Below are 25,731 nucleotides of genomic sequence, written 5' to 3' on the forward strand. Positions count from 1 at the left end.
GCGGGGCGTGCCTCAGCTGAGCAGGCCGCCGAGGAGCCCGCCCTGCTGCTCCTGGGAGCCGCTGCCCATGACGGGCGGCTCCTCGGAGGGCTGGACGACGACGAAGCCCTGGCCGGCGAAGCTCATCGTGAACGCCTCGCCGGTGGTCCGGCCCAGCAGCGTGCCGAGGCCGAGCTGCTCGGCGCGGTGGTAGCCGGTCTGGAGGTTGGCCGACCAGCAGACCGCCGCCTGCGGGTCGACGTAGGTGGGGGCGTCGACGCTGAGCACCACCGGAGTGCCCTTGGTGGTGATGGCGATCCGGCCGTAACCGCTGAAGACGCAGTTGAACAGCCCCGACGAGGACGCCATGCCGGCCCCGCCGACCATCCGGATGTCGTACTGGAGGGTGGAGTCGAAGGCCAGCACGCTGGAGCCGTTGATGGAGAGCGCGTCGCCGGGCTCCAGGTCGATGATGTGCACGTCCTTGGCGAAGTCGGCGAGGAACACGTCACCCCGGCCGGAGACCTTCATCAGCGGGACGCCCTCGCCGGTCAGCTTCTGCTTGAGGAACTTGCCGAGCCCGCCGGAGCCGAGCGCCTGGAACTGCACCTGCCCCTGGTAGGCGACCATCGACCCGACCCGGGCCATCATCTCGCCGTTGAGTTCGACCTTCAACATCTTGGAGTTCTGCAGCCGCATGCCCGGCTGCGCGGACTCCTTCTCAAGGTTCTCCGCCGAGAACAGCTCGCTGCGCATTGGAAGTGCCTCCTGAGTTCGCGGTACCTGGACCGACGGTAGGCGACCGGGGCAACCGCCGCCCGTCAGCCCCAGCCCAGCTCGTGCAGGCGGGCGTCGTCGATGCCGAAGTGGTGGGCGATCTCGTGCACCACCGTCACCGCGACCTCGTCGACGACGTCCTCGTCGTCGTCGCAGATGCGCAGGATGGGGTTGCGGTAGATCAGGATGCGGTCCGGCAGCACGCCGGCGTAGTCCCAGCCGCGGTCGGTGAGGGCGTGCCCCTCGTAGAGGCCGAGCAGGTCCTCGCCGGGGGGCGGGTCGTCCTCCACCAGGATCACGACGTTGCTCATCAGGGCGAGGAGTTCCTCGGGCACCTCGTCGAGCGCGTCGCCGACCAGCTCCTCGAAGCGCTCGCGACTCATCTCCACCGGCACCCCGCCCATTCTGCCCGACGACACGGCCCACCCGCGCCGGTCGGGCCCGCCCGATCCGAGCGCCGGGCCGCCTCGGTCCGGCTCGGGGCCGGCTCGACCGCCGGGGCCGGCTCGACCGCCGGGGCCGGCTCGACCGCCGGGGCCGGCTCGACCGCCGGGGCCGGTCGAAGCCTGCGGCCGACCGCGCCCGCCGGTCCGGCTCGGCTGGCCGCCACGGGGAGCGTGGTCCCCGTGGCGGTCGACGCCGACGACGGGGACGGTCAGGAGGCGAGGCGCGCGGTCAGGCTGATCTGGGCGCCCGGGGCGAGCAGGCGGGAGATCGGGCAGTTCTCCTTGGCGGTCTCCGCGAGCTTGGTGAACTGCGCCTCGTCGATGCCGGGCACCTGGCCGACGGTGTCCAGCTCGATCCGGGTCACCGCCATTCCGGCGTCGGTCTTGTCGAGGTGGACCTTGGCGGTGGTCTCCACGGAGGTGGGCGGCGAGCCGGCCTCGGCGAGTGCCTTGGAGAACGCCATCGAGAAGCAGCCGGCGTGGGCCGCACCGATCAGCTCCTCGGGGTTGGTGCCCTCACCCTCCTCGAAACGGGACTTGAAGGAGTAGTTCCCCTCCAGCCCGCCCTTGCCGGTGCGGATCGTGCCGGACCCCTCGGTGAGGTTGCCCTGCCATTGTGCGGAAGCGGTACGGATAGGCATGCACCCGACGCTAGCCCAACGGGCACCCTCCGGCGACCGTTCACGCTCCGCGTCACCGGGTGCGTACTGTGTCATGATTCGGGGCAGGCCCGCGAACGCGGAAGGGTGGCCGATGTCCCAGAGTTCCCCCATTCCCCGGCAGGAACACCGGTCCGACGGTGCCGCCGTCCTGGAGTGGGGCACCGCCCAGCCGGACAGGCCGGGGCGGTTCGGGCGTACGTTCTCCGGCCTGGGCCGGGACCCCCGGCTCCCCGTGCTGCTCGCGGCGCTCGGCGCGGTGGCCGCCCTCGCCTCGATGCTCGGCGAGTGGCAGGTGATGACCATCCCCAACGGCGGACCGCAGGGCAACACGCCGCTGCGGGTGCCGGGCGGGGTGTCCGACGTCGGCGGGTTCGGGGTGGGCTACCTGGTCGGGCTGTTCGCCCTGGTCTGCGCGGTGGTGCTCGCGCTGCGCGGCACTCCCGCGGTGCGTCCGAACGCCCGGCTCGCCGGGCTGGCCGTGGCCGGGGCGCTGCTGGGGCTGCTGGTCGCGGCCACCGCCTCGCTCGACGAGGCCGCCCAACGCGTCTTCTTCTACTCCACGGACGACGGGTTCCAGGTCGAGTACGGCCGGGGCCTGGTGACGGCGTTCCTGGCCTGTGCGCTCTTCGCGGCGGCGCTGAAGCTGGCCCCGGCCGGCGCGGCCCGGCTCGCCGGAAAGGCCGACGGCGGGACCGAGGCGGACGGCAGGACCGAGGCGGGCGCCGGCAGCGAGGCGGACGGCGGAGCCGGGGCGGAGCCGGTGGGCTGGCGCCGTCGCAGGTCGCGGGACCTCACGGACGACGGGTTGCCGCCCGCGCCGGCCGACCTCACCGTCGGGCCGGCCGCCCCCTTCGCCCGCCCCGAACTCACGGACTGAGGCGGTCCCGGGGGCCAGTTCGCCGACGACCGGGGTGACGAACGTCAGCCCGCGGCTCGACGAGGACGACCTCGGCACCGCCCGTACCCGATCGCCGAAGGCGGCAGCCCTCAGGGGGCCACCCAGCGGACCTCGCCGTCCGCTCGCTCGTCGGTGGCCCGCAGGCCGAGCCGCTCGGCCACCCGGGCGGAGGCCCGGTGGTCGGGGTGCACGTGCGCGACCAACGCCCGGATGTCGCGCTCCGCCAGCCAGCCGACCAGGCCGGCGGCGGCCTCGCCCGCGTAGCCGCGGCCCTGGTGCGGCGTCAGGACGACCCAGGCCAGCTCGGCGACCGGCCGGTCACCGTCGAGCCGCACGGTGGCCTGCACGGTGCCGACCGCGTCGCCGCTGTCCCGGTGCCGGACGACCCAGTTGAGCCAGCCCTCCCGGCCGTCCGGCGACCGCCCGGCCGTCTGCCGGCGGTACCGCTCCCGGAGCTGCTCCGGCGTGGCCGGGCTGCCCCCGATGTACTCGTGCAGGGCCGGATCGTCCAGGAGGGGGGCGAGTTCCTCGGCGTGGTCGACGCGGAGCGGCTCCAGCAGTAGCCGCTCGGTGTCGACGGCCTCCGCCACCGGCCAGTCCCGCTCTCCCACCCGTCCCACCCTACGGCCCCCAGCACGGCCCCGGACGGGGACACCGGCGGGCCGGCGACCGTTGGCACGGCATTCGCCGCAACGCCATGGTGGGGGCCCGTTCCGCGAGGTACGTTTGCTGCCCGCCGTCACTCAGGGTCGAGGCACCGAGGATCGAGACGGCTGGCTGCGACGGCGGCGGGCGAAGGAGGAACGATGACCCGCCCGGGCCTGCCCAAGCTGATCGCCACGGATCTCGACGGGACGCTCGTCCGCAGCGACGACACCGTCTCGGCGTACACCCACGCGGTGCTCGACCGGGTGCGGGCCGCCGGTATCCCGGTGGTCGGCGCTACCGGTCGCGGGCCGCGGCTGGCCGGAATGACCCGCAACGACATCCGGGCCGCCGACTTCCTGGTGATGGCCGGCGGTGGCCGGGTCGTCGACCAGAGCGACCCGGCCGGGCCGGTGGTGCTGCGCGACGAGCGCCTCTCCGCCGAGGTGCTGACCGCGCTGCTGGCCGACCTGGAGGCGGCCGTCGGGCCGCTGACCGTGATGGTCGAGGCGTCGGACGAGCACGGCGCCCCGCTCTGGGGCGACTACCACCCGAGCTGGCCCTACCAGCACGAGTTCGAGGCGCGCAGCCGCGCCGAGTGCCTCTCCTGCGACGTGATCAAGGCGTTCGTCCGGACCGCCGACCACCACGTCGACGAACTGCTCGCGGTCGCCCGGCGGATCGTCCCGCCGGAGGTCGCCACGCTCACCCAGGCGGGGCTGGGCTTCGTCGAGATCTGCCCGCCGGGGGTCGACAAGTCCACCGGGCTGACCGTGGTGGCGCAGCGTCTCGGCGTCGACCCGGCCGATGTCCTGGTCTTCGGCGACATGCCCAACGACCTGCCGATGTTCGAGTGGGCCGGCTGGGCCCGGGTCGCGGTCTCCAACGCCCACCCGGTGGTCCGCGCCGCCGCGGACGAGGTGACCCTGCGCAACGACGACGACGGGGTGGCGGTGTACCTCGATCGGCTACTGTCCCGCTGATGGGAGAGGCACCACGGCTGATCGCCACCGACATCGACGGCACCCTGCTCCGGGACGACCGCACGCTCAGCCCGCACACCGCCGAGGTGCTGGCCCGGCTGTCCGCGCGGGGCACGCCGGTCGTGCTGGTCACCGGCCGTCCCATCCGGTGGCTGAAGATGGTGTACGAGCAGCTCGCCGAGCCGCTGCCGGCGATCTGCGCCAACGGCGCGGTGGTCTACGACCCGGTCGCGGACGAGGTGGTGCGGGCCGACCCGCTCGCCCCGGAGCTGCTCGCCGAGGTCGCCCGGCGGCTGCGCGCCGAGGTGCCGGAGATCAGCTTCGCGGTGGAGATCGTCGACAGCCGGCAGATGCGGCACGAGGCGCACTACCCGCTGCGCTGGGACGCCGACCACGAGGCGATCCGGGCGGTCGAGACTCCCGAGGAGCTGCTGGCGGCACCGGCGGTGAAGCTGTTGGCCCGGTCCGCCGAGCAGGATCCGGACGCGTTCGTCGCGCTGGTGGCCGCGGCCCTCGACGGGCTGGCCGAGGCGACCCACTCGTCGTACTCGGGGCTGGTGGAGATCTCCGCCGCCGGCGTGACCAAGGCGGCCGGGCTGGCGTGGTACTGCGCGCGGCTCGGCATCGACGCCCGGGACGTGCTCGCCTTCGGCGACATGCCGAACGACGTGCCGATGCTAACCTGGGCCGGGCGGGGAGTGGCGGTGGCGAACGCGCACCGCGCCGTCCTGGAGATCGCCGACGAGGTCACGGCGGCGAACTCGGCGGACGGCGTGGCGGCGTACCTGGAGAAGGTCTTCGGGGTGGGGTGAGCGGCCGGCCGGCGTCCCCGGCCGGCCGCGCGGTCAGAGGTACTGGCCGGTGCTGTGTCCCTCGCCGCCCTGCGGCGGCTGGCCCATCCCCGGCATGCCCGGCAGCATGCCGGCGCCGGGGCCGCTGGGCAGCGCCTGCCGGCCGGAGCGCATCTGCTCCAGCTGCACCCGGGCGGCCATCTGCTGTGCGACCAGGGCCGCCTGGATGCCGTGGAACAGGCCCTCCAGCCAGCCGACGAGCTGGGCGTGCGCGATGCGCAGCTCGCCCTCGCTGGGCGCCTTCTCCTCGGTGAAGGGCAGCGAGATGCGTTCCAGCTCCTCGCGCAGCTCGGGGGCGAGCCCCTCCTTCAGCTCGACGATCGACCGCTGGTGGATCTCCCGCATCCGGTGCCGGCTGGCGTCGTCGAGCGGGGCGGCCTTGACCTCCTCGAGCAGCTGCTTGATCATGCTGCCGATCCGCATGACCTTGGCCGGCTGCTCGACCAGTCGGGTCGGGTCCTCGCCGTGTACCTCGTCGGTCTGCACGGTGCCGACGGGCCGCCCGTCCGGGCCGACCACCACCACCGTTCCGGAGTGACCGGTGCCATCCTGGCCCGGCTCGTCGTTCTGTCCAGCGGAGTGCGCTTCGGTCATGGGACCCATCTTTACCCAGCCGCGAGCGCCCATGCGCCCGGGGACCGATCCCGACGGCGGATCCGCGCGTGATCCGCGCTACGGTCGCGCCATGCCCGCCGACCCCCGCGACGTGCTCAGCCGGCCCGCTCCGGCTCCCGACGTCACCGTCTCCTACGGCGACCACCCGGACCAGCTCGCCGACCTGCGCGTACCGGCCGGGTCGGGCCCGCCCCGGCGGCTGGTGATCGTGGTGCACGGCGGCTTCTGGCGGGCCGAGTACGACCGGCGGCACACCGACCCACTGGCCGCCGCGCTGACCGGGCTGGGCCACCCGGTGGCGCAGGTGGAGTACCGCCGGACGGGGCAGCCGGGTGGCGGCTGGCCCGCGACGCTGACCGACGTGCTGGCCGGCGTGACGGAGCTGCCCCGGCTCGCGGCCGAGGCGCTGCCCGGCCGGGTCGCCGCCGGGCCGCCGCTGCTGGTGGGCCACTCGGCGGGGGGACACCTGGCGTTGTACGTGGCCGCGACCGCCCCGGACGCCGTCGGCGGCGTACTGGCGCTGGCCCCGGTGTCGAACCTCGCGGAGGCGTACCGGCTGGATCTGGACGAGGGGGCGGTGGCCGCGCTGCTGGGCGGCGGCCCGGCGGACCACCCCGAGCGGTACGCCGAAGCGGATCCACGTTCATTGGTGCCCATCCCGACACGTACGGTAGTCGCGCATGGCTCGCTGGATGAGCAGGTTCCGGTCGGGATGAGTCGGGAGTTCGTCGCCGCAGGCCGGGCGGCGGGCGGCGACGTTCACCTCGTTGAGCTGCCGGAATGCGAGCATTTCGGGCTCATCGATCCGGAGTCCGCCGCGTGGCCACAGATCACGGCTGCTTTCCGATCGCTGCGGAAAGATCGCTAAGCATTGACGCAGCGTCGCTGACCGGGTAGAACGCCGAGGGGGCGTGATCCGCCCTGCAACGCTCCCCGGAAGGAACTCGGTGTCGCAGATGAACCGCAGGCGGGCCCTCCAACTGCTGGCCGCTCTCGGTACGGCCGGACTGGTCGCCGGGTGCGGCACCGACGACGCCGACGGCGAGGCGGCGGGTACGGGAAGCCCGATCAAGATCGGCCTCGTGGCGCCGACCAGTGGCGGCCTCAAGGCGATCGGCGACGAGATCACCAACGGCTTCCAGCTCTTCCTCGAGCTCAACGACAAGCTGCTGGGCGGGCACCCCACCACCCTGCTCACCGCCGACGAGGGCGAGAGCGTCAAGACCGGCAAGGCCGCCGTCGAGGGGCTGCTGAAGCAGGGCGTGCTCGCCCTCACTGGCGTGGTCGACGCGAACGTCATGTCCGGCATCCGGGACACCGTCGAACAGGCCCGGGTGCCCCTCATCGGGTCCAACGCCTCGCCGTCCAGCCTTCAGAGCGTCGTCTACATCTGGCGGACGTCGTACGTGCTCGACGAGGCCGGCCGGGCGCTGGGCCGCTACCTGCGCGAACAGCTGGAATCGTCGGCGCGGCTGGCGATCATCGCGCCGGACAGCGTCGGCAGCCAGGACGTGGTGCGGGGCTTCCGGCAGGAGTTCGGCGAGTCCGACCCCCGGATCAAGGACGCGGTGGTCTCGACGGAGGTCTTCACCAACCCGTCGAAGTCCGCGTACCGGGCCGACATCCGCAAGGCGCTGGGCCGGAACCCGACGGCGGTGTTCTGCTTCTTCGCCGGGCCGGCCGCCGTCGAGTTCATCAAGCAGTTGCGCATCGAGGGGTTCACCGGCAAGGTCTACGCCCCCGGCTTCCTCACCGAGGGCACCGTGCTGAGCAGCGTCAAGGCCGAGGACGCGCTGGGCATCCAGACGGCGCTCAACTACTCGTCCGACCTGAACAACACGGCCAACCGCCGGTTCGCCTCGGCGTACCGCAAGAAGCACGGCACCTCGCCGACCACCTACGCGATGGCCTCGTACGACGCCGCGCAGGTGCTCGACCAGGCGATCCGGATCGCCGGCGGGTCACCCACCCCGCAGCAGGTCAACCTGGCCCTCGGCAAGATCGGCCAGATCGACAGCCCGCGCGGGGTGTGGCAGTTCAACCAGCCCCGTACGCCGCAGCAGAGGTGGTACCTGCGCGAGGTCCAGCTCGACGGCCAGGTGCTGTCCAACGTCCTGGTGACCGAGCTGGCCACCCTCGGCTGAACCACCAGCCCGCCCCACCCCACGGGTCCCGTGGCGGCGGGGCGGCGGGTCAGTGGCGGAGTTCGGCGATGCAGCACTTCACGCTGCCGCCGCCCTTCTTCAGCTCGGCCAGCTCGACCGGGACGGAGTGGTAGCCGGCTGCCTTCAGCTTCCCGGCCAGACGGGTCGCCTCGCTGTTCAGCACGACGTTGAGCCCGTCGCTGACCAGGTTGAGGCCGAAGGCCAGGGCGTCCTCGGCGTCGGCGACCACCGCGTCGGGGAAGAGCTGCGTGAGCACCCGCTGGCTGGCGGCGGAGAAGGCACCCGGGTAGTAGACGACGTTCTCGTCGTCGATCGAGGCGAGCGCGACGTCCAGGTGGTAGAAGCGCGGGTCGACCAGGCGCAGCGACACCACGGGCCGGCCGAGCGCCTCCTGCGCCTCGGCGTGCGCCGGCAGCTCGGTGCGGAAGCCGTGCCCGGCGAGGATCAGCCCACCGTGCGCCTCCGGCAGGTACGCGAAGTCTCCCTCGCCCTCGTTGGTCTCGATCGGCGCGATGAACCGCCAGCCGTGCGACTCGTAGAACGCCCGGTGCGCGGCGGCCTCGGCGGCCCGCTGCTCGTGCTTGAACTGCGCGCCGTAGACCGTGCCGTCGACCACGAACGCCCCGTTGGCCGCGTAGACCATGTCGGGCAGGCCCTGCTCGGGGGTCAGCAGGTGCACCTCGTGGCCGAGACCGACCAGGCTCTCCCGCAGCCGGTCCCACTGCTTGACCGCAAGCTCCGAGTCGACCGGGGTGGTCACGTCCATCCACGGATTGATCGCGTACTCGACCGCGAAGTGCTCGGGCGAGCACATGAGATATGTCCGCTTTCGCGCGACTCGCTGCTGGTTCACGATGACCAAGGGTAGGTACCCTCGAACTTTGGTAACAGCCACAACCGTTGCTTCCCAGAGGCGGAACGTTGCAGATAGATGACGTGGACCAGCGGATCATTGCGTTGCTCGTCGCGGACGCCCGCGCCTCGTACGCCGACATCGGTCAGCGGGTGTCGCTCTCCGCTCCGGCGGTCAAACGGCGGGTGGACCGGCTGCGGGCGGCCGGCGTGATCCGGGGCTTCACCGCCGTCGTCGACCCCGCCGCCGTCGGCTGGACCACCGAGGCGTTCGTCGAGCTGTTCTGCGCCGGTCGGACCACCCCGGCCCAGATCGGGGTCGCCACCCGCCGGCACCCCGAGGTGGTCGGCGCGTACACCGTCTCGGGCGAGGCCGACGCCCTCGTACACCTGCGGGCCGCCGACATCGGGCACCTGGAGGCGGCGCTGGAACGGCTGCGGGCCGAGTCCTTCGTGACCTCGACCCGGAGCACCATCGTGCTCTCCCGGCTCGTGGACTCCCCCGGCGTCGGCCCCTCGCCCCGCTGACCCGGGCGGGCGCGGCGGGAAACGCGGCGCGGAAGGTCGGCGGAGGGCCGGAACCACCCGCCGGCCGGGCGCGTCGAACCGGCCATGACACGGGGAGCCCACATCTTCGCGGTCGGCACGCTGGCCGCGCTCACCCTGCTCGGCGGCAGCGCGATCCCGGCGGCGCCGCCAGACCCACCGGGCCCGAGGCAGCCGACGGCCGCGCCCGTACTGGTCTCCTACGACTCCTGCGCCCAGGCGCTGGGCGGGCTCCGCGCCGCCGCCGAGGCGTCCGTCGGCCCGTGGGGCTTCGGCAACGGCTGGCGCACCGGGGCCGCCTTCGGCGACGTGGCCAAGGACGCGTCCGGGTCCCGGGCGTCAGCCCAGTCCGCCCAGCCCGCCCAGGAGCACTCCACGACCAACGTGCACGAGGCCGGCGCGGACGAACCCGACCTGGTCAAGACCGACGGGCGGCGGATCGTGACCGTCACCCGGGGCGTGCTGCGGGTCGTGGACCCGGCCGCCCGCCGGGAGACCGGCCGCCTCGACCTCACACGGACGCTGCCGGAGTTGGCGCGAGGTGAGCAGGCGACCCTGCTGTTGCACGGCGACCGGGCGCTGGTGCTGACCCAGATCGGCGCGGAACTCCAGTCGACGACCCGCGCCGCGCGGGCCCGCACCGCGCCGCGCCTGATCCTGGTCGACCTCGCGGGCACGCCGCGGGTGCTCGGCACCTACCGGATGGACGGCAGCCTCGTCGACGCCCGGCAGACGGGGACCACCGCGCGGGTCGTGGTCCGCAGCCGCCCCCAACTGGTCTTCCCGTACGCCGAACGGGGCACCGACGCGACGCGGACCGCCGCCAACCGCGCGGTGATCGCCGCCGCCGGGGTGGAGGCGTGGCTGCCGGCGTACGAGTGGACGGCCGGGGCGGAACGGCACACCGGCCGGGTCGGCTGCGACCGGTTGAGCCGGCCGCCCGCCTGGTCCGGCACGTCGATGCTGACCGTACTCAGCTTCGACCTCGCCGGCGACCGCCTCGGCGACGGCGACCCGGTCAGCGTCGCCGCCGACGCCACCACCGTCTACGGCACCGGGAGCAGTCTCTACCTCGCCGGGGAACGGCCGGTGCCGCCCCGGCCCGGCTCGTTCCGTGGGGACGTCCGGCGGCCGGACCCGCAGGTCACCGAGATCCACCGGTTCGACACCGGCGCGCCCGGTCGCCCCCGCTACGTGGCCTCCGGTTCGGTGCCCGGCACGCTCGTCAACCAGTACGCCCTCTCGGAGTGGCAGGGGCACCTGCGGGTGGCCACCACCACGGGCGACGCCTGGGGCACCCGGCCGGACTCGGAGTCCGCCGTCCACGTGCTGCGTCCCGACGGGGAGACGCTGGTCCGGACGGGCGCGGTCACCGGCCTCGGCCCCGGCGAGCGGATCTACTCTGTGCGCTTCCTCGGCGGCTCCGCGTACGTGATCACGTTCCGGCTCACCGATCCGCTCTACGCGGTCGACCTGACCGACCCGACCGCGCCCCGGGTCACCGGGGAGCTGAAGATCACCGGATACTCGGCGTACCTGCACCCGTTGCCGGAGGGCCGGCTGCTCGGGGTGGGCCAGGAGGCCGACCGGCGGGGGCGGGCGCAGGGGCTCCAGGTCTCGCTGTTCGACGTACGCGACCCGGCCCGGCCGAGCCGGCTCGACCAGTGGCACGTGCCGAAGGCGTACTCCGCGCTGGAGCACGACACGCACGCGTTCCTGCACCACCCGGAGACGGGCCTGGTGGCGCTGCCGGTCGGCGACGACGTACGCCTGCTGCGGGTGTCCGGGACCGACATCGGCGAGGTCGGCACGGTCTCCCACGCCGGCCCGGCGAGCCCGGTCCTGCGGTCGCTGCTGGTCGGGGACGTGCTCTGGACCGTCTCCGCCGCCGGCCTGCGGGCCACCGATCCGACCACCGCCCGGAGCCTCGACTGGCTCCCTGTGACCTGATCCTCCCTCCCCGGCGGGTGGGGCCCGGTTTCTCGGGGTTTCCGGGCTCCACCCGCCACCACCACGGGTGGGGCGTGGATCAGAGGTACATGCCGGTGCGGTGTTCCTCCTGGTCCCGCTTGACGGGCTTGTCGCCCTCGCCGAAGAACCGCTTCCCGCCGAACTCGCCGTGCAGGCGGTCGTCCAGCTCGTCCGCGAGCCCGGTCATCACCTGGACCGCGAGCATGAGGTGGGTGGCCTGGAAGTTGCGGCCGAAGACGGGGATGGACGCCCACACGGTGTCGTCGGCGCAGTAGAGCCGGCCGATCGGCATCCGGTTGGTCAGCTCGGAGAGCTTCACGTAGAGCCGCTCGGTCGGCTCGACCTCGGTCAGCACCGGCGAGAAGACGTCCACCAGCGGCGGGTTGTCGCGGACCCGGACGAAGACCATCGCCGAACCGGCGCGGATGTTGATGTCGCCGTCGGAGTCGACCTGCAACCGGTCCGGCTCCGACTTGAGCATGGTCGAGACGACGGTGCGGACCTGCTCGGCGAGCGCCGCCGTGTCGTGCTCGGGCGCCTGGGCGGCGGCGGCCGCCGCGAGCGCCTCGTCCAGGTCGGCCTCCACGTTGCGGTCGGGGCCGAACTCGCTGCGCGCGGTGCCCAGCGGCTCCGCCGGCAGCGCTTCGCCCTTGGCGTCGTGGATGAGGTAGACGAGGAAGGCGGGGTGCGGGGCGCCGTAGACGTCGCGCAGCGTCCGGGTGAGCAGGGCGGCCAGCCGGGTGGCCTCGGCGGTGCCGCTGTCCAGCCCGAAGTGCTCGCCGGAGCCCGGCACCACGCCGGGCGGCGACCAGCCGAGCGCGATCATGTCCGCCACGGCGGCCCGGTCCAGCCGGTAGCCCTCCGGCAGGGTGGCGTTGCCGACCGCGCGGGCGGCCAGCCGGCCCTCCTCACCGACGTCGATGCTGACCGAGTAGACCGCGTCGCCGGTGCCGGAGGCGGTCGGGTCGAGCGTCAGCTCCACGTGCGTCCCCGTGGGCAGCGCAGCCAACCGCTCGGCGAGTGCCCGGGCGAACTCGTGCCACGCCTGAGTGACCTTGGCCCGCAGGTCGGCCGTGCTGGGCTCGTCGAGCAGGATCGGCTCGTGGTGCGCCGGCAGGGTGCCGGGCGAGTCGCCGCCCGGCGCCGAGGGGTGGTCTGCCGTCATGATCGCCTCCGTCCGTCACGGTCACCCTACCCACGCAACGGGGGAGACGAATCAGCCCGACCGTGATCGGACAGCGGAGGTCAGGCGGGTGTCCCACCCGGGCGTTCGGCGCCGAGCCCGACCGGCCAGTCGGCGGCCAGCGCGCTGAGCCGGGCCGCGGCGCCGGCCGGGTCCGCGCCCCGCCCGACCGCCAGCCCCAGCAGGTACGCGGTGACGGGCGCGCCCGGCCGCAGCACCTGGTGCGCCACGTCCTTGGCCAGGTCGAGCACGGCCGGCACCGGCACCTGGGCGGGGTCCAGGTCCAGCTCGGCACAGGCCGCCGTCACCCAGTCGTCCATGACCGTCATCGCGCCCACTCCTCCGCCCGGCGTACGTCCTCGTCAGTGTCGCAGTCGAACCAGGGCGGCGGGCCGGCACCGACCCACGGCACCTCGCGTACCCGCAGCCCGGCGAGCAGCGCCCTCATCGGTGCCCCCGCCAGCGGCGCGGCGGACCCGTCGGGCTGCCCGGCGGCGCGCTCGGCGGCGAGGCGGTCCAGGGCGGCGCGCAGCGGAGCCACCCGCCACACGCCGCAGAGGGTCTGCCGCCGCCCGTCGCCGTCGACGTGGCAGGCGCCGTCGTGACCGGCGTCGAGGTGGTCGAGCAACTCCCCGACCGCCGCGCGGGTGAGCAGGGGCAGGTCGGCGGCGAGCAGGGCGACCACCGGCGTACCGGGGTCGAGCAGGGCCAGCCCGGCTGCTGCGGCGGCGACGGGGCCGCCGCCCGGCGGTTCCTCCCGGGTCAGCCGCACCCCGGCGGGCACCGGACCGGCCGGGCCGACCAGGATGCGCGGCGCGGCGTCGGCGACCGCGGCGAGCACCCGGTCCCGCATGGACAGACCGCCGACCGTCCGGGCGGGTTTGTCGACGCCCCCCATCCGACGCGCGGCCCCACCCGCCAGCACCACCGCCGCGTACGCGTCCATCCGGTCACGGTAGCCGCGCGACGCCTCGGCCGGGCGGTGTGGCGGCGGGTCGAGGCCGCCTGCTCGGAGTCGAACACCGGCGTTCGACGCCACGCAGCGGGTCGACGGACGGCCGTCGCCGCGCGGCGTCCCGGACGCGGGGTGCAGGATGGCGGGATGGGACGGGCGACTGACCGGCGCGGTGTGCTCCGCATCGACCTCGACGCGGCGGACACGGGCCGCGCCTCGGTACGCCGGCAGGACAGCCTCGCCGTGGAGGAACCGCTGGAGATCCGGGTCGGCGCGGCCGGCCCCGGCCGGCGACGGCCGCTCGCGGTGACCATGCGTACGCCGGGTGACGACCTCGACCTGGCGATCGGCTTCCTGCTGACCGAGGGGCTGATCCGCTCCACCGACGACGTGCGCACCGCGCAGCTCTGCGCCGGCGCGGAGACACCCAACACGTACAACGTGGTGGACGTGGTGCTGGCGCCCGGCGTGCCCGAACCCGCCGTCGATCCGGCCCGGAACTTCTTCACCACCAGCTCCTGCGGGGTGTGCGGCAAGGCGAGCATCGACGCCGTGCGTACCCGATCGGTCTTCTCGGTGGGCGACGACCCGCTGACCGTGCCGGCGGCGGTCCTGACCGCGCTGCCGGACCGGCTGCGCGCGGCGCAGCGCGGCTTCGACCGCACGGGCGGCCTGCACGCGGCGGGCCTGTTCACCGCCGACGGCGACCTGGTGGTGCTGCGCGAGGACGTGGGCCGGCACAACGCCGTCGACAAGGTGGTCGGCTGGGCGGTCCGTGAACGGCGGCTGCCGCTCGCCGGGCACGTCCTGCTGGTCTCCGGGCGGGCGAGCTTCGAGCTGACCCAGAAGGCGTGGATGGCGGGGGTGCCGCTGCTTGCGGCGGTCTCCGCGCCGAGCACCCTGGCGGTGGAGCTGGCCGAGGAGGCCGGGCTGACCCTGGTCGGCTTCCTGCGCGGCTCCACGATGAACGTCTACGCCCGCCCCGACCGGATCACCACCTGATCCGCCCGCTAGCCGAACAGCCCGAGCCGGAACGCGGCGTCGCGGGCCACCAGGAAGCCGGCGATGCCGAGGATCCAGCCGAGCATGCTGCCCGAGGTTCGCATGATCCAGGCGTTGAGCCGGGCCAGCACCGGCTCGACCAGCCTCGGCAGCGCCATCCGGGCCGCCAGCAGCAGCACCGCCGGCAGGACCATGACCAGGCAGTAGCCGGCGAGCAGCCCCACCATCTCGGCCGCGCCGAGACCCGAGGTGGTCAGCAGGCCGACCGCGCCGAGGTACGGCAGCATCGTCGCCACCTCCGCGAGCGCGGCGAGCAGCGCCAGCCCCACCAGCCACCGCGCCGAGGAGTCGCCGGCGGTGGCCCGGTCCCGCCAGCGCAGCACCCCGCCGCTGCGCGGACGCCGCTTGCTGTCGTAGCGAAAGCTGAGCAGGAACAGCCCGACCCCGAGGACGAGCTGCGCCCAGAGCACCGGCCGGTTGTCCATCGCCCCGCCGAGGGCGTCGGCCAGCCGGCTGCCGCCGAGGGCGAGCAGCAGCCCGACGCCGAAGTAGAAGACGACGATCGTGCCGAGGTAGACGAGGATCCGGCGGGCGTTGACCTGACCGGGAGCGAGCAGCAGCCAGACGGGGATGAAGAGCGTGCCGATGCTCGTGCTGTCGACCAGGGCCAGGCCGGCGAGCGACAGCAGCAGTCCGACGCTCATGCGGTGCTTGCGGTGGGTTGGGGCACGGAACCATTCTGTGCCGGCGTCGATCCTGTCGACTCGCCCTACGGAACGAACGTCCACTACATCTTTCGACGGAGACCAGCCTGCCGGTGCCCGCCGTGGCGGTGCTCCCGATCGCGGTGCTTCCGGTGGCGGTGTCTTCCCGGCGTCGTCGGCGTCCGCGACTCGAAGGACCCGGCCGGCCCGGCGCTCACCTTCGCACCGGCGGCGTGGCGCGCGTTCGTCGCCGAACTGGCCGAGCGGGCCTGACGTCCGAAGCGCACGTCGGGCCCGGCGCGGGCGAGCAGGATCGCGGACACCCAGCCAAACCCGAGCGCCGCGCGGGAGACGGCTCGTGACCGCCAGCAGTCGAGCCGGTGACTCGTCACGCAGCCTCGACCGGGTGATTCGCGCCTTGTGCGGCGGTGGCGGAGTCTGCCCGCGGGCGAACAGGTCGCGCGACGCTGTCGAGCTGAGTCGTCTGTGACATCACGCGGTGCCTGGTTCGCTGCGACACCAGATGGCGGTGAATCGTCTGCGACATCAGCTCGACAGTCCCACGCGAGCCGCAAGGGCCGCCCGATCCTGGCGGTGGACCGCATCGGCGCGCCGCCAGTTCCTCCACCGGGGGAGACGGAGACGGCCGGTCGGTGCTTGACTGCCCGGCATGGAGCTGAGCGTCGGCGAGCAGCAACTCCCCGCCACCCTGAACCTGCCGGCCGGGCCCGCCCGGGGCGCCCTCGCCGTGCTGCACGGCTCCCACGCCGACAACCGGTCGTACTTCCTCTATGAGCATTTGGCCCGGCTGCTGCCGCCTGCCGGCATCGCGGTGCTGCGCTACGACCGGCGCCCCCGGATCGACGGACGCGACGTGCCGATGAACGCCCAGGCCGACGACGCGGCGGCGGCCCTGGACGTGCTGCGCCGGCAGGTCGGTGACGTCCCGGTCGGGCTGTGGGGATTCAGCCAGGGGGCCTGGGCGGCGGCGCTGACCGCCAGCCGCCACCCGGTCGACCTCCTCGTGCTCGTCGGGTGCAGCGGGGTCAGCCCCGCCCGGCAGATGCGGTACGGCACCGCCGAGCAACTTCGCCGCCACGGGTACGGCGACGCCGACCTCGCCGAACTGGACCGGCTGCGTGGCGTCGCAGAGGCGTACCTTCGCGGCGGGCTGTCCCGGGCGGTCGCCCAGGCGGAGTTGGACGCCGCCGTCGAGCGGCCCTGGTTCCCGCTGGCGTTCCTGCCGCGCGAGGTGCCGGAGCCCGATGCCTGGGCCGACATGGACTTCGATCCGGAACCGGTATTCGCGGCGCTGACCTGCCCGGTGCTGCTCTGCTACGGCGACACCGACGCCTGGATCCCGATCGAGGAGAGCCTGACGGTGTGGCGCCGGGCGGCCGTTGCGGCAGAGCTGACCATCGCCCGGCTGGCCGGCTGCGACCACGCACCCACCCTGCACGAGGCCGAGAACCTGGCCGGCATCAGCCCGCAGTACGCACAGATCCTGCTCGCCTGGCTGAACCGGCAGGTCTCCTGCCCGACCACATAGCCGAGCCAACACGGGTGTCGCTGGTCCACCGGCAGCTCTCTGCGCCCGTCGCTGCTGCCAAGCGGCAGGCTGGCGCGGCGGTATGACCCACGTGTCCTCGCCCTTGCTGCAGCTTACGGCTGGATTTCGTAAAGAATCGACGAAGCGTCGACGGTGTCGACGCTTCGCGGTGGGGTAGCGTGATCCCGTGCTGATCAGGTTCGAGGCCAGCAACTACCGGTCGATCACCGAGGGTGTCGAGCTTTCGATGGTGGCTGTGGACCGCGATCGCGAAGCAGCTCGGGAGCAGCCCCGTCTCGGCGAGAGCCTCCTGACGCTGGCTGCCGTCTACGGACCTAACGCATCCGGCAAGTCGAACGTCGTCGGCGCCCTCGCCTGGCTGCGCGACGCGGTGGAAGACTCGGTCCGCTTCTGGGAGGACGAGATTCCGCTGGAGCCCTTCGCCTTCGGGAGCGGGCCGGCGAAGTCCAGCGAATTCGTCATCGAGATGACGGTCGACGGCGTGCGCTTCGAGTACGTCTTGGAGATCGACGCCACTCAGGTCCTGTATGAGGGCCTCTTCCACTATCCGGAGAGGAAACGCCGCAGGATCTTCGAGCGTGAGGGCTCCGAGTTGAAGCTTCAGCGCGGCCTCGGAGCATTGTCTGGCACCCGGGAGCTCCTCACCGAGCGGACGCTGGCACTTTCTGTCGCACGACGTTTCGAGGAACCTCTTGTGTCGGGGTTCGCCAATGCTCTGCTGCGCATTCAAGTGCTCGGCCAAGTGTCGCGACGAACCCTTCCTGGAGGGATCTTCCCCACTTGGCGATCGATGCAGCGCTTCTTCGGCAGGGCGGACACGACCCACTGGTTCGATGGACAGGACAACGACCAGCCCTCCCTTTCCTCCGTCAACGAGGTGGGAAGATGGCCCACCCTGAGCAGGCGCGAACAGGCGCTGGCGCTGCTACGCCTTGCTGACCTGGGCATCGAAGATGTCGTCATCGACGAACAGGAAGTCGTCTACTCCGGCTCCGGAGAGACCCGGACCCAACGTCGACTACGTCTTGTCCACCGGTCCGGCGACAACTCCGCTCCGCTTGACTTCTCGGCGGAGTCAGAGGGAACGAGGACGTGGTTCGGGCTGATCGGCCCCGTGCTGATGGCACTGCAGTCCGGGTCGATCGTCGTCTTCGACGAGTTGGACGCCAGTCTGCACCCGACCCTGTCCGCAGAGCTGCTTCGAGTCTTCCGGAGCCCGGTCACGAATCCGTACGGAGCGCAGCTCGTCTTCACCTCCCACGACACCAGCCTGCTCAATCATCTCAACCGGGACGAGGTCTGGCTCACCGAGAAACGGCTCGACGGGTCCACCCGGCTCGGCGCGCTCGCCGAGTTCGCCGGCGAGCGGGTACGCAGGTCACAGAACCTGGAGAACGCCTACCTCCATGGACGGTTCGGCGCCCTTCCCCAGGTCGACCAGGCAGAGTTCCTACGAGCGCTCGGGCTGATCGGCTGACCGACGATGAGACAACGCCGCCGCGAGACGAAGTCCCTCAAGCGCACGATCGCCAGTCGCCGAGAACTACGTACGGTCGTCGTGTTCTGCGAAGGCAAGAACTCCGAGCCCGACTACATCAACGGTTTGAAGAGGTTGCCCGAGATAACGGACAACACCGCTCTGAACCTGGAACTCCACCCTGAGCAAGGGGTGCCCCTCACTCTGGTACGGATGGCAGCCGACCGACTGGCCGACCCGGAGGTGGACGAGTGCTGGTGCATCTTCGACACGGAGTGGCCGAAGAACCATCCGAACCTGTTCGACGCCAGGCAGCTTGCACAGGCCAAAGGCATCGGTCTGGTCATCTCGAACCCGTGCTTCGAACTCTGGCTCATCCTGCACCATCGCGAGTTCACGAGGTTCGTCAGCACCGCCGAGGCGGAAAGCATGAGTCGCAAGCTCGACGGGCGGGCTGGGAAGAGCATCGACAGCAACGTCTACATGCCGCTACGGAAGCAGGCCGCTCGTCGAGCCGAACGTCTCGAGCAGTCCCACTCGCGCAACGGCACCGCCTTCCCTGACGACAATCCGTCCTCGGGGATGCATCGCTTCCTGCGTGCACTCGAACAGCGGTAGGCAGAGCGCCGGCGAACCGACGGCGCTCGCTTTCGCGCCGGCGGCGTGGCGCGCGTTCGTCGCCGACCTGGCCGAGCGGGCCTGACCATCCGGGGCGCGCTCCGATGCCGGCGGGCCCTGGAGATGGAAGGCCTGGCTGGGCGAGGTGCGGCTCTCAGTCGGGCGTACCGAACTGGAGCCAGACGCGGACCCGCTCGGTGACCTCGTCGCGTCCGCCGAGGGCGTCGCGCACCTCTGCGGCAAACGTGGCTCGTCCCTGCGTGGAAGGCAGCTGGTCGGCCGACAGGGCGGAGAAGACGCCGCCAACCATGTCATCGACGGTGAGCGGTGCGTCGTACCGCACCGACGACTCCGCGTACCGGTAGCCGGCGCGAACGAGGGCGTCCTGGTTGCGTAGGCGGCCGGCGTCGTCGGTTTGGCAGGCAGCTGTGACGGGGTGCCCGAGCAGCCGTTCCAGGCAATCGCGCAGTGCCCTGGACCAGTCGGCGTCCTGGAGCCACAGCGGCGCTCCGTTGGTGACGACGGCGACGCCACCGCCGGGACGCAGCAGCGGCCGGGCGGCCCTGAACAGCGCGTCGCGGTCCATGAAGTGGATGGCGACGGCGGCGGTCAGCGCGCCGATCGTCCGTTCGCCGAGTAGCCGACCGAGTGCGGGCAGGTCGTTGTCAGTGCCGAGCATCCACATGGCGTTGACCGTCGCGGCGTCGACGGCGGCCTGGCGGGCCAGAACCAGCATGTCCGGCTCCGGGTCCACGCCGATGACGGTCCCGACCCGGGCGGCGAGCGGGAGGCTCAACTGGCCGGTGCCGCAGCCGAGGTCGACCACCGTGTCCTCGGCGCCGAGGCCGAACGCTTCGACGAGGGCGTCGAGCACCTCGGGCGGGTAACCACGCCGGTGCCTCGCGTAGTACGTCGCCACCTCACCGCTGAAGCTCGCTTTCATCCCGACAGCCTGCCCGCGCCGCAGATCGGAAAGCGAGCGATTCTGCTCAGGGCATGGCCAGGGTGCCGCTGCTTGCGCGGGGCACAGCGAGTCCCGGTGGCTGTGACGTATTGCCCACAGCGAGGGGCCAGCGGATCCGACAGCCGATACCTACAGTCGGGCCATGAGCACCGGCAGAGGCGTGCGGGCGGTCTACCCCGGCAGCTTCGATCCCTTCACTCCCGGGCATCTGGATGTGGTGGACCGGGCGCGCCGCCTCTTCGACGAAGTGGTCGTGCTCGTCGCGGTCAACAGCCTCAAGAATCCGGGCACCGACGAAGAGGATCGAGCGGCCGCTGTCCGGGCCGTTCTGCCGGTCGGGTGGACCTCCGTGAGCGTTGCGGCCTGGAGCGGGTTGACCTCCGCCTACTGCCGTCGCCACGAAGCAGGAGTGATCGTCCGAGGCTTGCGGAACACCAGCGACCTGCAGAGCGAGTACCGGCTCGCCGCGATGAACGAGTCGCTCGGTGTTCCCACGGTGTTCCTGCCTGCGCAGCCCGAACTGGCCGCGGTGTCCTCGACCGCGGTGCGCACGCTCAGGAAGTGACCTCCGTCCACGCAGCCGCGGACGGCCGGGCATCACGCGAGCGGCTTCTGCCACCGCCACGATCTGACTCGTACCGCACTGCCGTCTGGCATGCCAGACGCCGCGTCGTCCGACGTCGCCACTGACGTGGGGCACCAGCGGCCGGGGCACCGAGGAGCAAGGAGAACGGTGATCGTCATCAGGAACCGGCGTTTCGGCCTGCTCTGGACCAGCACGCTGCTGTCCAACTTGGGCAACTGGCTGATGATCGTCGCGGTGCCGGTCTACGTCTACACGATGACCGGGTCGACGTTCAGCAGTGGTCTCGCCTTCGTCGCGCAGACCCTGCCCGCGATCGCCTTCGCGCCCCTGGCCGGGGTGCTGGCCGACCGGTGGGACCGGCGAGCGGTCATGGTCGGAGCGGACCTGCTGCGCATGGTCATCGTGCTGGCACTGCTCGTGGTCGACGATCCGGGCATGCTGTGGCTGCTCTACACGGCGATGTTCTTCGAGAGCGCGATCGGGCACTTCTTCCAGCCGGCGGCCCGGGCGGCGGTGCCCGCAGTCGTCGGTCGGGGCGGTGACCTGGAAGCGGCGAACGCCTGGAACACGGTTGCGAGCGGCCTCGTCCGCCTCGCCGGCGCACCCCTGGGCGGCGCGCTCTACGCCCTCGTGGGTTTCGACGGTCTGGTGCTGATCGACTCCGCGACGTATCTGCTCTCCGCCGTGCTGATCTTCGGGATGGGCCCGCTGCGGGTGGCCGACAATGGGCGCCAGCCGCAAACGTCCTCCTGGCTGGCCGCCTTCTGGGGGCAGGTCCAGGAGGGCCTGGCCTTCCTGTTCAGGCACTCCGTCCTCCGCGCGACGCTCCTCGTCTCCAGCCTCTTCCTGTTGGCCAACGCCGCTCTGAACGTGCTTCTGGTGCCGTATGTCATCGATGTCCTCGGCGGCGACGCCGGCGACGTGGGCATCCTGATGGCGGCACTCGGCGGCGGCTTCCTGGCCAGCGCATACGTCGGCAACGTGCTGTCCCGCAGCGGGCTTCTCCGGCTGTCGTTCACCGGTTGCCTGGCGGTGATCACCCTCTGCTTCGCCGGGCTCTTCCTCATCCACCACTTCGTCGCCGCATTGGTCTTCATCGCCCTGGCCGGTCTGCCCGGTGGCGCGCTGCTGATGCTGGTCCAGGTCCAGGTCCAACGTCAGACCCCGGACCGCCAACTCGGTCGGGTCGGATCCGCCTTCACGGCCGCCGAGATGGCCGCAACCGTCGTCGGCGCGTCGGCGGGCAGTGTCGCCGGACAACAACTGCCCCTCACCACCACGGTCTGGCTCGTGATCGGCGTGTTGGCAGCCAGCGCGGTGCTCGCCGCCGTGCTGCTACCCACCCGGCCCACGCCGGCGGCGGAGCCGGAGGCAGCGGAACCGGTGATGGCGGACTGACTTCGTGGTGGCCGAGCCGCCACGCACAGCACCGGTTCTGCCGCCGCAGCCTGAATGCCGTGCCCCCGTGTCAGCTCGCCTGGTTCTGCTGCTCGGCCCATTCGGCGACCCGGCGCGCGCTCTCCTTCTCGGAGAGGTCCTCCACCCGGGTCATGACCGACCACCGTACGCCGAAGGGGTCCCGGATGCTGGCGAACCGGTCGCCGGACACGAACGTGGACGGCGCCTCACGGACGACGGCGCCGGCCGCCTCGGCCCGGGCGACGACGGCGTCCACGTCGGGGCAGTAGAGGCCCATCGAGTAGCAGTCCTGGTCCCCCTCGGGGGCCGCGACGAGCCCGTAGTCGGGCATCGGCTCGCCGAGTTGCAGCAGCCCGTGTCCGAAGTCGAGGACGGCGTGGGCCACGACTCCGCCCATCTCGGTCACGTCGACCACCCGCGCACCGAAGATCTCCCGGTAGAAGTCGATGGCGCCGCGTGCGTCGGGGATCGCCAGGAAGGGGGTCAGGCTGGTGGCGCCGTGCGGCGTACCGTTCGTGGTGTGCTCACCGTCGGCGGCTCGGATCGTTGCAGTCATGTGACCGATCGTAGGAACGGCGGGCGTGGGCCGGCTTGAAGATTCGCGCCAGGTGCCCGCCCCGGGTGCGGCGAGCCCACGGGGTGTCCTCTACCCGGCGCGGCTGCCCACGTTCGACCGGCTCCCGCCGCCGGACGCGGTGCGCCAGCTGGTGCGGTGGTTCTGGATCCCGGAGTGGCAGATCCAGCCGGGGCGGTCCTCCCGGCAGCAGCTGATCGCCTTCCCCGCCTGCAACCTCGTCGTCGAACCGGACGCGGTCGGCATCTCCGGGCCGACGACCGGCAGTTCGCACCGTGACCTCACCGGAACGGGCTGGGCCGTCGGCGCCCTGCTGCGGCCGGCGGCCGTACCCCATCTCGTCGCGGACCCGGCAGCCCTGCGGGACCGCTACGAGGCCGTGGACCTGCCCGACCTGCATGAGCGGGTGCACCGCGAGATGACCGGGCCGGGCGACCGGCAGAGCCGGCACCGCCGGGCCGTCGACGCCTTCGCGGGGTGGCTCAGCGAGGCGACCCCACCGCCGAACGACGAGGCGCTGCTGGCCAACGCGATGGCCGAGGCCATCGACACGGATCCGGCGATCCGGACGGTCGAGGATGCCGCCGTACGCGTGCGCCTGTCCGTCCGCTCGTTGCAGCGGCTCGCAGGACGGTACGTCGGGCTGCCGCCGTCGACGATGATCCGTCGGCGTCGGCTACAGGAGGCGGCCGAACGCCTGCGTACCGACCCGGACACGACCCTGGCCGCTGTCGCCGCCGACCTCGGCTACAGCGATCACGCCCACCTCGCCAACGAGTTCCGGTCGGTCCTCGGCCTCTCCCTGAGCAGCTACCGGCAGCGGGTCGCGAGCGAGGACGGCGGGGTGCGACAGGACGGATGACCGGGTTCTCCCCGGTCGTCCGATCCGGGTGCGCCAGGGGAATCTCCCCGATGCCCGGCCGGCACCGGGAGACAAGGCTCGATGTCATGACAATCCTGAACAGCCGGACCGCCCTCGTGGCGACGGCGCTCGCCACCGTGCTGACCGTCGTGGCCCCCGGCGCGGTCGCCGCCGCACCCCCGGCCCGCTCCGCCGCCGACTGCCGCCCCGGCACCCTCGACCCCGGCCCACTCCGGCAGGCGATCGCCGGATTACCCAACTCCGACGCCACCAGTGCCCAGGTCCGGATCGCCACCCCGGACGGCTGCTGGACCGGCGCCACCGGCGTCCGGGACCTGCGCGGTCAGGCCCCCGTGCCGCCGCACGCACGCTTCCGGATCGGCAGCGTCACCAAGGTCTTCACCGCCGCACTGGTGCTGCAACTGGTCGCCGAGGGCCGCATCGACCTGGCCGACCCGGTGCAGCGGCACCTGCCCGGGCTGCTGCCCGCCGACTACCCGACCGTCACCGTCCGCCAGTTGCTCGACCACACCAACGGCATCCCCAGCCCGACCATGCCGGACGGCATCGAGTGGCAGCTCGCCCACCGGTACGACCGGTGGACCCCGGAGCAGATCGTGCGACTCGGCCTGCGTAACCCCCGGGAGTTCGAGCCCGGGACGAAGCAGCACTACACCAACATGGGCTACATCGTCGCCGGCCTGCTGGTGGAGAAGGTCACCGGCCACCCGTACGCGCGGGAGCTGGACCGGCGGATCGCCCGCCCGCTCCACCTGCGGGACACGTACGCCCCCGGCGACGACCCGCGCATCCTCGGTCCGCACGCACACGGATACCAGGCCGTCGTGCGCGACGGGGCCACCGAACTGGTGGACGCCACGACGTGGAGCCAGACCTTCACCCCGGCCTCCGGCAACGTCATCTCCAGCCTCGCCGACCTGGACACGTTCGTCGCCGCGCTCTTCGCCGGCCGGGTCGTACCGCCGGCCCAGCTGGCCGAGATGTTCACCCTGCCCGGGGTCCCCGACGTCGCCGGTGGTCCGGCCCGGTACAGCGCCGGGCTCACCGCGTTCCCGCTGCCCGGAGGCGAAGTCCTGTGGATCAAGACGGGCTCCCGCTTCGGCTACCTGACCGGCGTGGCGGCCACCCGCGACGGCCGGTTCCGGACGGCGTACTCGATCACCGGGACAGACGCCAAGGGTGAGGAGCTCAGCCGTACCGCTCAGGCCGTCATCGGCGCCGCGCTCGGGATGCTCTGACGGGGGTCAGCGGGGGCCGCGTCGGCGGCGCCGGCGGCGTAGCACTCCGGGGGTTCCCACCGCCGGCCAGCCGTCCAGCGCGGACGGCGGCACGCCCCGGCGCAGCAGGTCGTCGAGGAGCAGCGCCATCGAGTGGCCGGGATGCTCGGCCAGGGCCCGTTCCAGGGCCACGGCCGCCAGCGCGCCCTGCCCCGCCCGCCAGGCCGCGAACGCCAGCAGCGCGGCCGGCACGGCGATCAGCTCCGGCTCGGCCCGGCGCAGCACGTCGGTCCAGAGCGCGATGTCCTCGTCCCGCCCGTCGGTGCGCTCCCAGGCGTGGTCGCGTACCGGCACGTGGGTCAGCAGCACGCTCAGCCAGGCGACCTCGTCGTCGGTGAGCCGCTGACCCCGCCGGTGCCGACGCAGCGTGGTGCGTACCGCCGCCGCTCCCGCGGAGCGCAGCGTCCGCTCGCCGCTCGGGTCGGTCGCGGGCGCGCGGTCGAGCAGGTCCGCGAGGCGTCGCTCGGCGCGGGCGGTGGCCCGGCGTACGGCCGAACGGGCCTGACCGGTCACCGGGGCGACCTGCGCGACCAGGGCGGCCCGGTCGGGCAGGGCGACCTGGCCGGCGAAGACGGCCGCCGCGCTGACCTCGCTGGCGCCGACGTCGTAGGGGGTGCCGTCGGGCGGGCAGCACGCCGGCTCGGTGCAGAGGTACGACCAGTAACGGCCGTCGGTGACGCGCAGCGCGTCGAGCACGGGGAGCCCGGCGGCGGTGAGCGCGGCGCGCACGGCGTCGACCGCGGGGGTGACCAGCGGCGCCGGGCCGTAGCCGAGGACCGTGGTGGTCTCGGCGTGCTGCCGGGCGATGACGCCGGCGAGGTGCCCGGCGGGGTCGCGCGGATCGGCGAGGTCGGGCAGGTCCGCGCGGGCGGCGAAGGTGATCCGGCGGCCCCGCATCGCCACCACGACGACGCTGTCGGTCGGGTGGAAGCCGAGCAGGAAGGGCACGGCGGCGATGAGGTCGGCGGGGGAACGGACGGCGAGCCGGGGGCGGTCGGTCGGGGTCATGGCTGGCAGCCTGCGGCGGGGGCGAGGCGGCCGCCGGCCCCTGTGGACGACACGCGGGTTGTCCACAGACACGGAGAGTATCGTCGCAGCTCACGCCGTTTCCCGACGGTGCGGGAACGCG

General features: G+C 72.8%; 29 protein-coding genes. 16 read left to right on the forward strand and 13 right to left on the reverse strand.

Annotated elements, in window-relative coordinates; all coding sequences use genetic code 11:
• Positions 1-12: 12 nt before the first annotated feature.
• The 3 genes from ACPXCB_RS13165 to ACPXCB_RS13175 form a co-directional block, all read right to left on the reverse strand.
• Positions 13-735 (reverse strand): AIM24 family protein, encoded by a 723-nt coding sequence (locus tag ACPXCB_RS13165; RefSeq protein ID WP_425875213.1) that lies wholly within the window; start codon positions 733-735, stop codon positions 13-15.
• A gap of 65 nt (positions 736-800) precedes the next feature.
• On the reverse strand, positions 801-1,145 hold the full coding sequence (locus ACPXCB_RS13170; RefSeq protein ID WP_192581591.1) for a metallopeptidase family protein: 345 nt from the start codon (positions 1,143-1,145) through the stop codon (positions 801-803).
• A gap of 266 nt (positions 1,146-1,411) precedes the next feature.
• Positions 1,412-1,843: an OsmC family protein gene (locus tag ACPXCB_RS13175; RefSeq protein WP_132240504.1), complete on the reverse strand. Its 432-nt coding sequence runs from the start codon at positions 1,841-1,843 to the stop codon at positions 1,412-1,414.
• A 112-nt stretch (positions 1,844-1,955) separates the two neighbouring features.
• Between ACPXCB_RS13175 and ACPXCB_RS13180 the strand changes: the two genes are divergently transcribed.
• Positions 1,956-2,741: a hypothetical protein gene (locus tag ACPXCB_RS13180; protein WP_425875215.1), complete on the forward strand. Its 786-nt coding sequence runs from the start codon at positions 1,956-1,958 to the stop codon at positions 2,739-2,741.
• 110 nt (positions 2,742-2,851) lie between these two features.
• On the opposite strand, the gene ACPXCB_RS13185 is transcribed toward ACPXCB_RS13180, so the two are convergent.
• A complete protein-coding gene (locus tag ACPXCB_RS13185) occupies positions 2,852-3,373 on the reverse strand; it encodes a GNAT family N-acetyltransferase (protein WP_425875217.1) in 522 nt (173 codons plus the stop codon).
• Between the two features lie 195 nt (positions 3,374-3,568).
• On the opposite strand from ACPXCB_RS13185, the gene ACPXCB_RS13190 reads away from it, so the two are divergent.
• Complete coding sequence (locus tag ACPXCB_RS13190) at positions 3,569-4,390, forward strand: HAD family hydrolase (RefSeq protein WP_425875219.1); 822 nt, start codon at positions 3,569-3,571, stop codon at positions 4,388-4,390.
• Complete coding sequence (locus ACPXCB_RS13195) at positions 4,390-5,202, forward strand: HAD family hydrolase (RefSeq protein ID WP_425875221.1); 813 nt, start codon at positions 4,390-4,392, stop codon at positions 5,200-5,202. The genes ACPXCB_RS13190 and ACPXCB_RS13195 overlap by 1 nt, the downstream gene beginning before the upstream one ends.
• Positions 5,203-5,235: 33 nt before the next feature.
• On the opposite strand, the gene ACPXCB_RS13200 is transcribed toward ACPXCB_RS13195, so the two are convergent.
• Positions 5,236-5,844: a bacterial proteasome activator family protein gene (locus tag ACPXCB_RS13200; RefSeq protein ID WP_425875223.1), complete on the reverse strand. Its 609-nt coding sequence runs from the start codon at positions 5,842-5,844 to the stop codon at positions 5,236-5,238.
• Positions 5,845-5,926: 82 nt separating this feature from the next.
• Between ACPXCB_RS13200 and ACPXCB_RS13205 the strand changes: the two genes are divergently transcribed.
• On the forward strand, positions 5,927-6,724 hold the full coding sequence (locus ACPXCB_RS13205; protein WP_425875225.1) for an alpha/beta hydrolase family protein: 798 nt from the start codon (positions 5,927-5,929) through the stop codon (positions 6,722-6,724).
• 79 nt (positions 6,725-6,803) lie between these two features.
• Positions 6,804-8,000: an ABC transporter substrate-binding protein gene (locus tag ACPXCB_RS13210; RefSeq protein WP_425875227.1), complete on the forward strand. Its 1,197-nt coding sequence runs from the start codon at positions 6,804-6,806 to the stop codon at positions 7,998-8,000.
• Positions 8,001-8,049: 49 nt separating this feature from the next.
• Here ACPXCB_RS13210 and ddaH read toward each other — a convergent pair whose 3' ends face one another.
• Positions 8,050-8,883, reverse strand: coding sequence for a dimethylargininase (gene ddaH / locus ACPXCB_RS13215; protein WP_425875229.1), 834 nt, complete (start codon positions 8,881-8,883; stop codon positions 8,050-8,052).
• 59 nt (positions 8,884-8,942) lie between these two features.
• Here ddaH and ACPXCB_RS13220 point away from each other — a divergent pair, with 59 nt between their 5' ends.
• A complete protein-coding gene (locus ACPXCB_RS13220) occupies positions 8,943-9,401 on the forward strand; it encodes an Lrp/AsnC family transcriptional regulator (protein WP_132240496.1) in 459 nt (152 codons plus the stop codon).
• An 84-nt stretch (positions 9,402-9,485) separates the two neighbouring features.
• Positions 9,486-11,369 carry a beta-propeller domain-containing protein gene (locus tag ACPXCB_RS13225; RefSeq protein WP_425875232.1) on the forward strand — a complete coding sequence of 628 codons (1,884 nt, stop codon included), beginning with the start codon at positions 9,486-9,488 and terminating at the stop codon, positions 11,367-11,369.
• A 79-nt stretch (positions 11,370-11,448) separates the two neighbouring features.
• Here the strand turns inward: ACPXCB_RS13225 and ACPXCB_RS13230 are convergent, their stop codons facing one another.
• The 3 genes from ACPXCB_RS13230 to mobA all read right to left on the reverse strand — a co-directional run bounded on the left by ACPXCB_RS13230 (position 11,449) and on the right by mobA (position 13,519).
• Positions 11,449-12,555 carry a T3SS (YopN, CesT) and YbjN peptide-binding chaperone 1 gene (locus ACPXCB_RS13230; protein ID WP_425875234.1) on the reverse strand — a complete coding sequence of 369 codons (1,107 nt, stop codon included), beginning with the start codon at positions 12,553-12,555 and terminating at the stop codon, positions 11,449-11,451.
• An 80-nt stretch (positions 12,556-12,635) separates the two neighbouring features.
• Positions 12,636-12,902: a DUF6457 domain-containing protein gene (locus ACPXCB_RS13235; RefSeq protein ID WP_151453989.1), complete on the reverse strand. Its 267-nt coding sequence runs from the start codon at positions 12,900-12,902 to the stop codon at positions 12,636-12,638.
• Positions 12,899-13,519, reverse strand: a complete 621-nt coding sequence (gene mobA, locus ACPXCB_RS13240) for a molybdenum cofactor guanylyltransferase (RefSeq protein WP_425875236.1) — start codon at positions 13,517-13,519, stop codon at positions 12,899-12,901. Before mobA ends, ACPXCB_RS13235 begins: the two co-directional genes overlap by 4 nt.
• 156 nt (positions 13,520-13,675) lie before the next feature.
• Between mobA and fdhD the strand changes: the two genes are divergently transcribed.
• A complete protein-coding gene (gene fdhD / locus ACPXCB_RS13245) occupies positions 13,676-14,530 on the forward strand; it encodes a formate dehydrogenase accessory sulfurtransferase FdhD (RefSeq protein ID WP_425875238.1) in 855 nt (284 codons plus the stop codon).
• Positions 14,531-14,538: 8 nt separating this feature from the next.
• Here the strand turns inward: fdhD and ACPXCB_RS13250 are convergent, their stop codons facing one another.
• Positions 14,539-15,234 carry a GAP family protein gene (locus tag ACPXCB_RS13250; protein ID WP_425875240.1) on the reverse strand — a complete coding sequence of 232 codons (696 nt, stop codon included), beginning with the start codon at positions 15,232-15,234 and terminating at the stop codon, positions 14,539-14,541.
• A gap of 87 nt (positions 15,235-15,321) precedes the next feature.
• Here ACPXCB_RS13250 and ACPXCB_RS13255 point away from each other — a divergent pair, with 87 nt between their 5' ends.
• From ACPXCB_RS13255 to ACPXCB_RS13270, 4 genes are all read left to right on the forward strand, one after another.
• Entirely contained in the window at positions 15,322-15,507 is a 186-nt protein-coding gene (locus ACPXCB_RS13255; RefSeq protein WP_425875479.1) for a DUF397 domain-containing protein, read from the forward strand.
• Positions 15,508-15,904: 397 nt separating this feature from the next.
• Complete coding sequence (locus tag ACPXCB_RS13260; RefSeq protein WP_425875242.1) at positions 15,905-16,783, forward strand: alpha/beta hydrolase; 879 nt, start codon at positions 15,905-15,907, stop codon at positions 16,781-16,783.
• Positions 16,784-16,970: 187 nt separating this feature from the next.
• Positions 16,971-18,281: an AAA family ATPase gene (locus ACPXCB_RS13265; protein WP_425875244.1), complete on the forward strand. Its 1,311-nt coding sequence runs from the start codon at positions 16,971-16,973 to the stop codon at positions 18,279-18,281.
• A gap of 6 nt (positions 18,282-18,287) precedes the next feature.
• Positions 18,288-18,899 carry an RloB family protein gene (locus tag ACPXCB_RS13270; RefSeq protein ID WP_425875246.1) on the forward strand — a complete coding sequence of 204 codons (612 nt, stop codon included), beginning with the start codon at positions 18,288-18,290 and terminating at the stop codon, positions 18,897-18,899.
• A gap of 154 nt (positions 18,900-19,053) precedes the next feature.
• Here the strand turns inward: ACPXCB_RS13270 and ACPXCB_RS13275 are convergent, their stop codons facing one another.
• The gene (locus ACPXCB_RS13275) at positions 19,054-19,842 is read right to left on the reverse strand and encodes a class I SAM-dependent methyltransferase (RefSeq protein ID WP_425875248.1); all 789 of its coding nucleotides are present in this window, start codon (positions 19,840-19,842) and stop codon (positions 19,054-19,056) included.
• A 163-nt stretch (positions 19,843-20,005) separates the two neighbouring features.
• Between ACPXCB_RS13275 and coaD the strand changes: the two genes are divergently transcribed.
• Positions 20,006-20,428, forward strand: a complete 423-nt coding sequence (coaD, locus tag ACPXCB_RS13280) for a pantetheine-phosphate adenylyltransferase (RefSeq protein WP_425875250.1) — start codon at positions 20,006-20,008, stop codon at positions 20,426-20,428.
• 168 nt (positions 20,429-20,596) lie between these two features.
• Positions 20,597-21,847, forward strand: a complete 1,251-nt coding sequence (locus ACPXCB_RS13285) for an MFS transporter (RefSeq protein ID WP_425875252.1) — start codon at positions 20,597-20,599, stop codon at positions 21,845-21,847.
• Between the two features lie 70 nt (positions 21,848-21,917).
• Here ACPXCB_RS13285 and ACPXCB_RS13290 read toward each other — a convergent pair whose 3' ends face one another.
• Positions 21,918-22,424, reverse strand: coding sequence for a VOC family protein (locus ACPXCB_RS13290; protein ID WP_425875254.1), 507 nt, complete (start codon positions 22,422-22,424; stop codon positions 21,918-21,920).
• 25 nt (positions 22,425-22,449) lie between these two features.
• Between ACPXCB_RS13290 and ACPXCB_RS13295 the strand changes: the two genes are divergently transcribed.
• Both ACPXCB_RS13295 and ACPXCB_RS13300 read left to right on the forward strand, forming a co-directional pair.
• Entirely contained in the window at positions 22,450-23,304 is an 855-nt protein-coding gene (locus tag ACPXCB_RS13295) for a helix-turn-helix domain-containing protein (protein WP_425875256.1), read from the forward strand.
• 86 nt (positions 23,305-23,390) lie between these two features.
• Positions 23,391-24,563, forward strand: coding sequence for a serine hydrolase domain-containing protein (locus ACPXCB_RS13300; RefSeq protein WP_425875257.1), 1,173 nt, complete (start codon positions 23,391-23,393; stop codon positions 24,561-24,563).
• Between the two features lie 6 nt (positions 24,564-24,569).
• Here the strand turns inward: ACPXCB_RS13300 and ACPXCB_RS13305 are convergent, their stop codons facing one another.
• Positions 24,570-25,610: a DUF4192 domain-containing protein gene (locus tag ACPXCB_RS13305; RefSeq protein ID WP_425875259.1), complete on the reverse strand. Its 1,041-nt coding sequence runs from the start codon at positions 25,608-25,610 to the stop codon at positions 24,570-24,572.
• Positions 25,611-25,731 lie beyond the last annotated feature (121 nt).

The sequence above is a fragment of the Micromonospora sp. DT62 genome, assembly GCF_049847285.1.
GTDB classification, from domain to species: Bacteria; Actinomycetota; Actinomycetes; order Mycobacteriales; family Micromonosporaceae; genus Micromonospora; species Micromonospora reichwaldensis.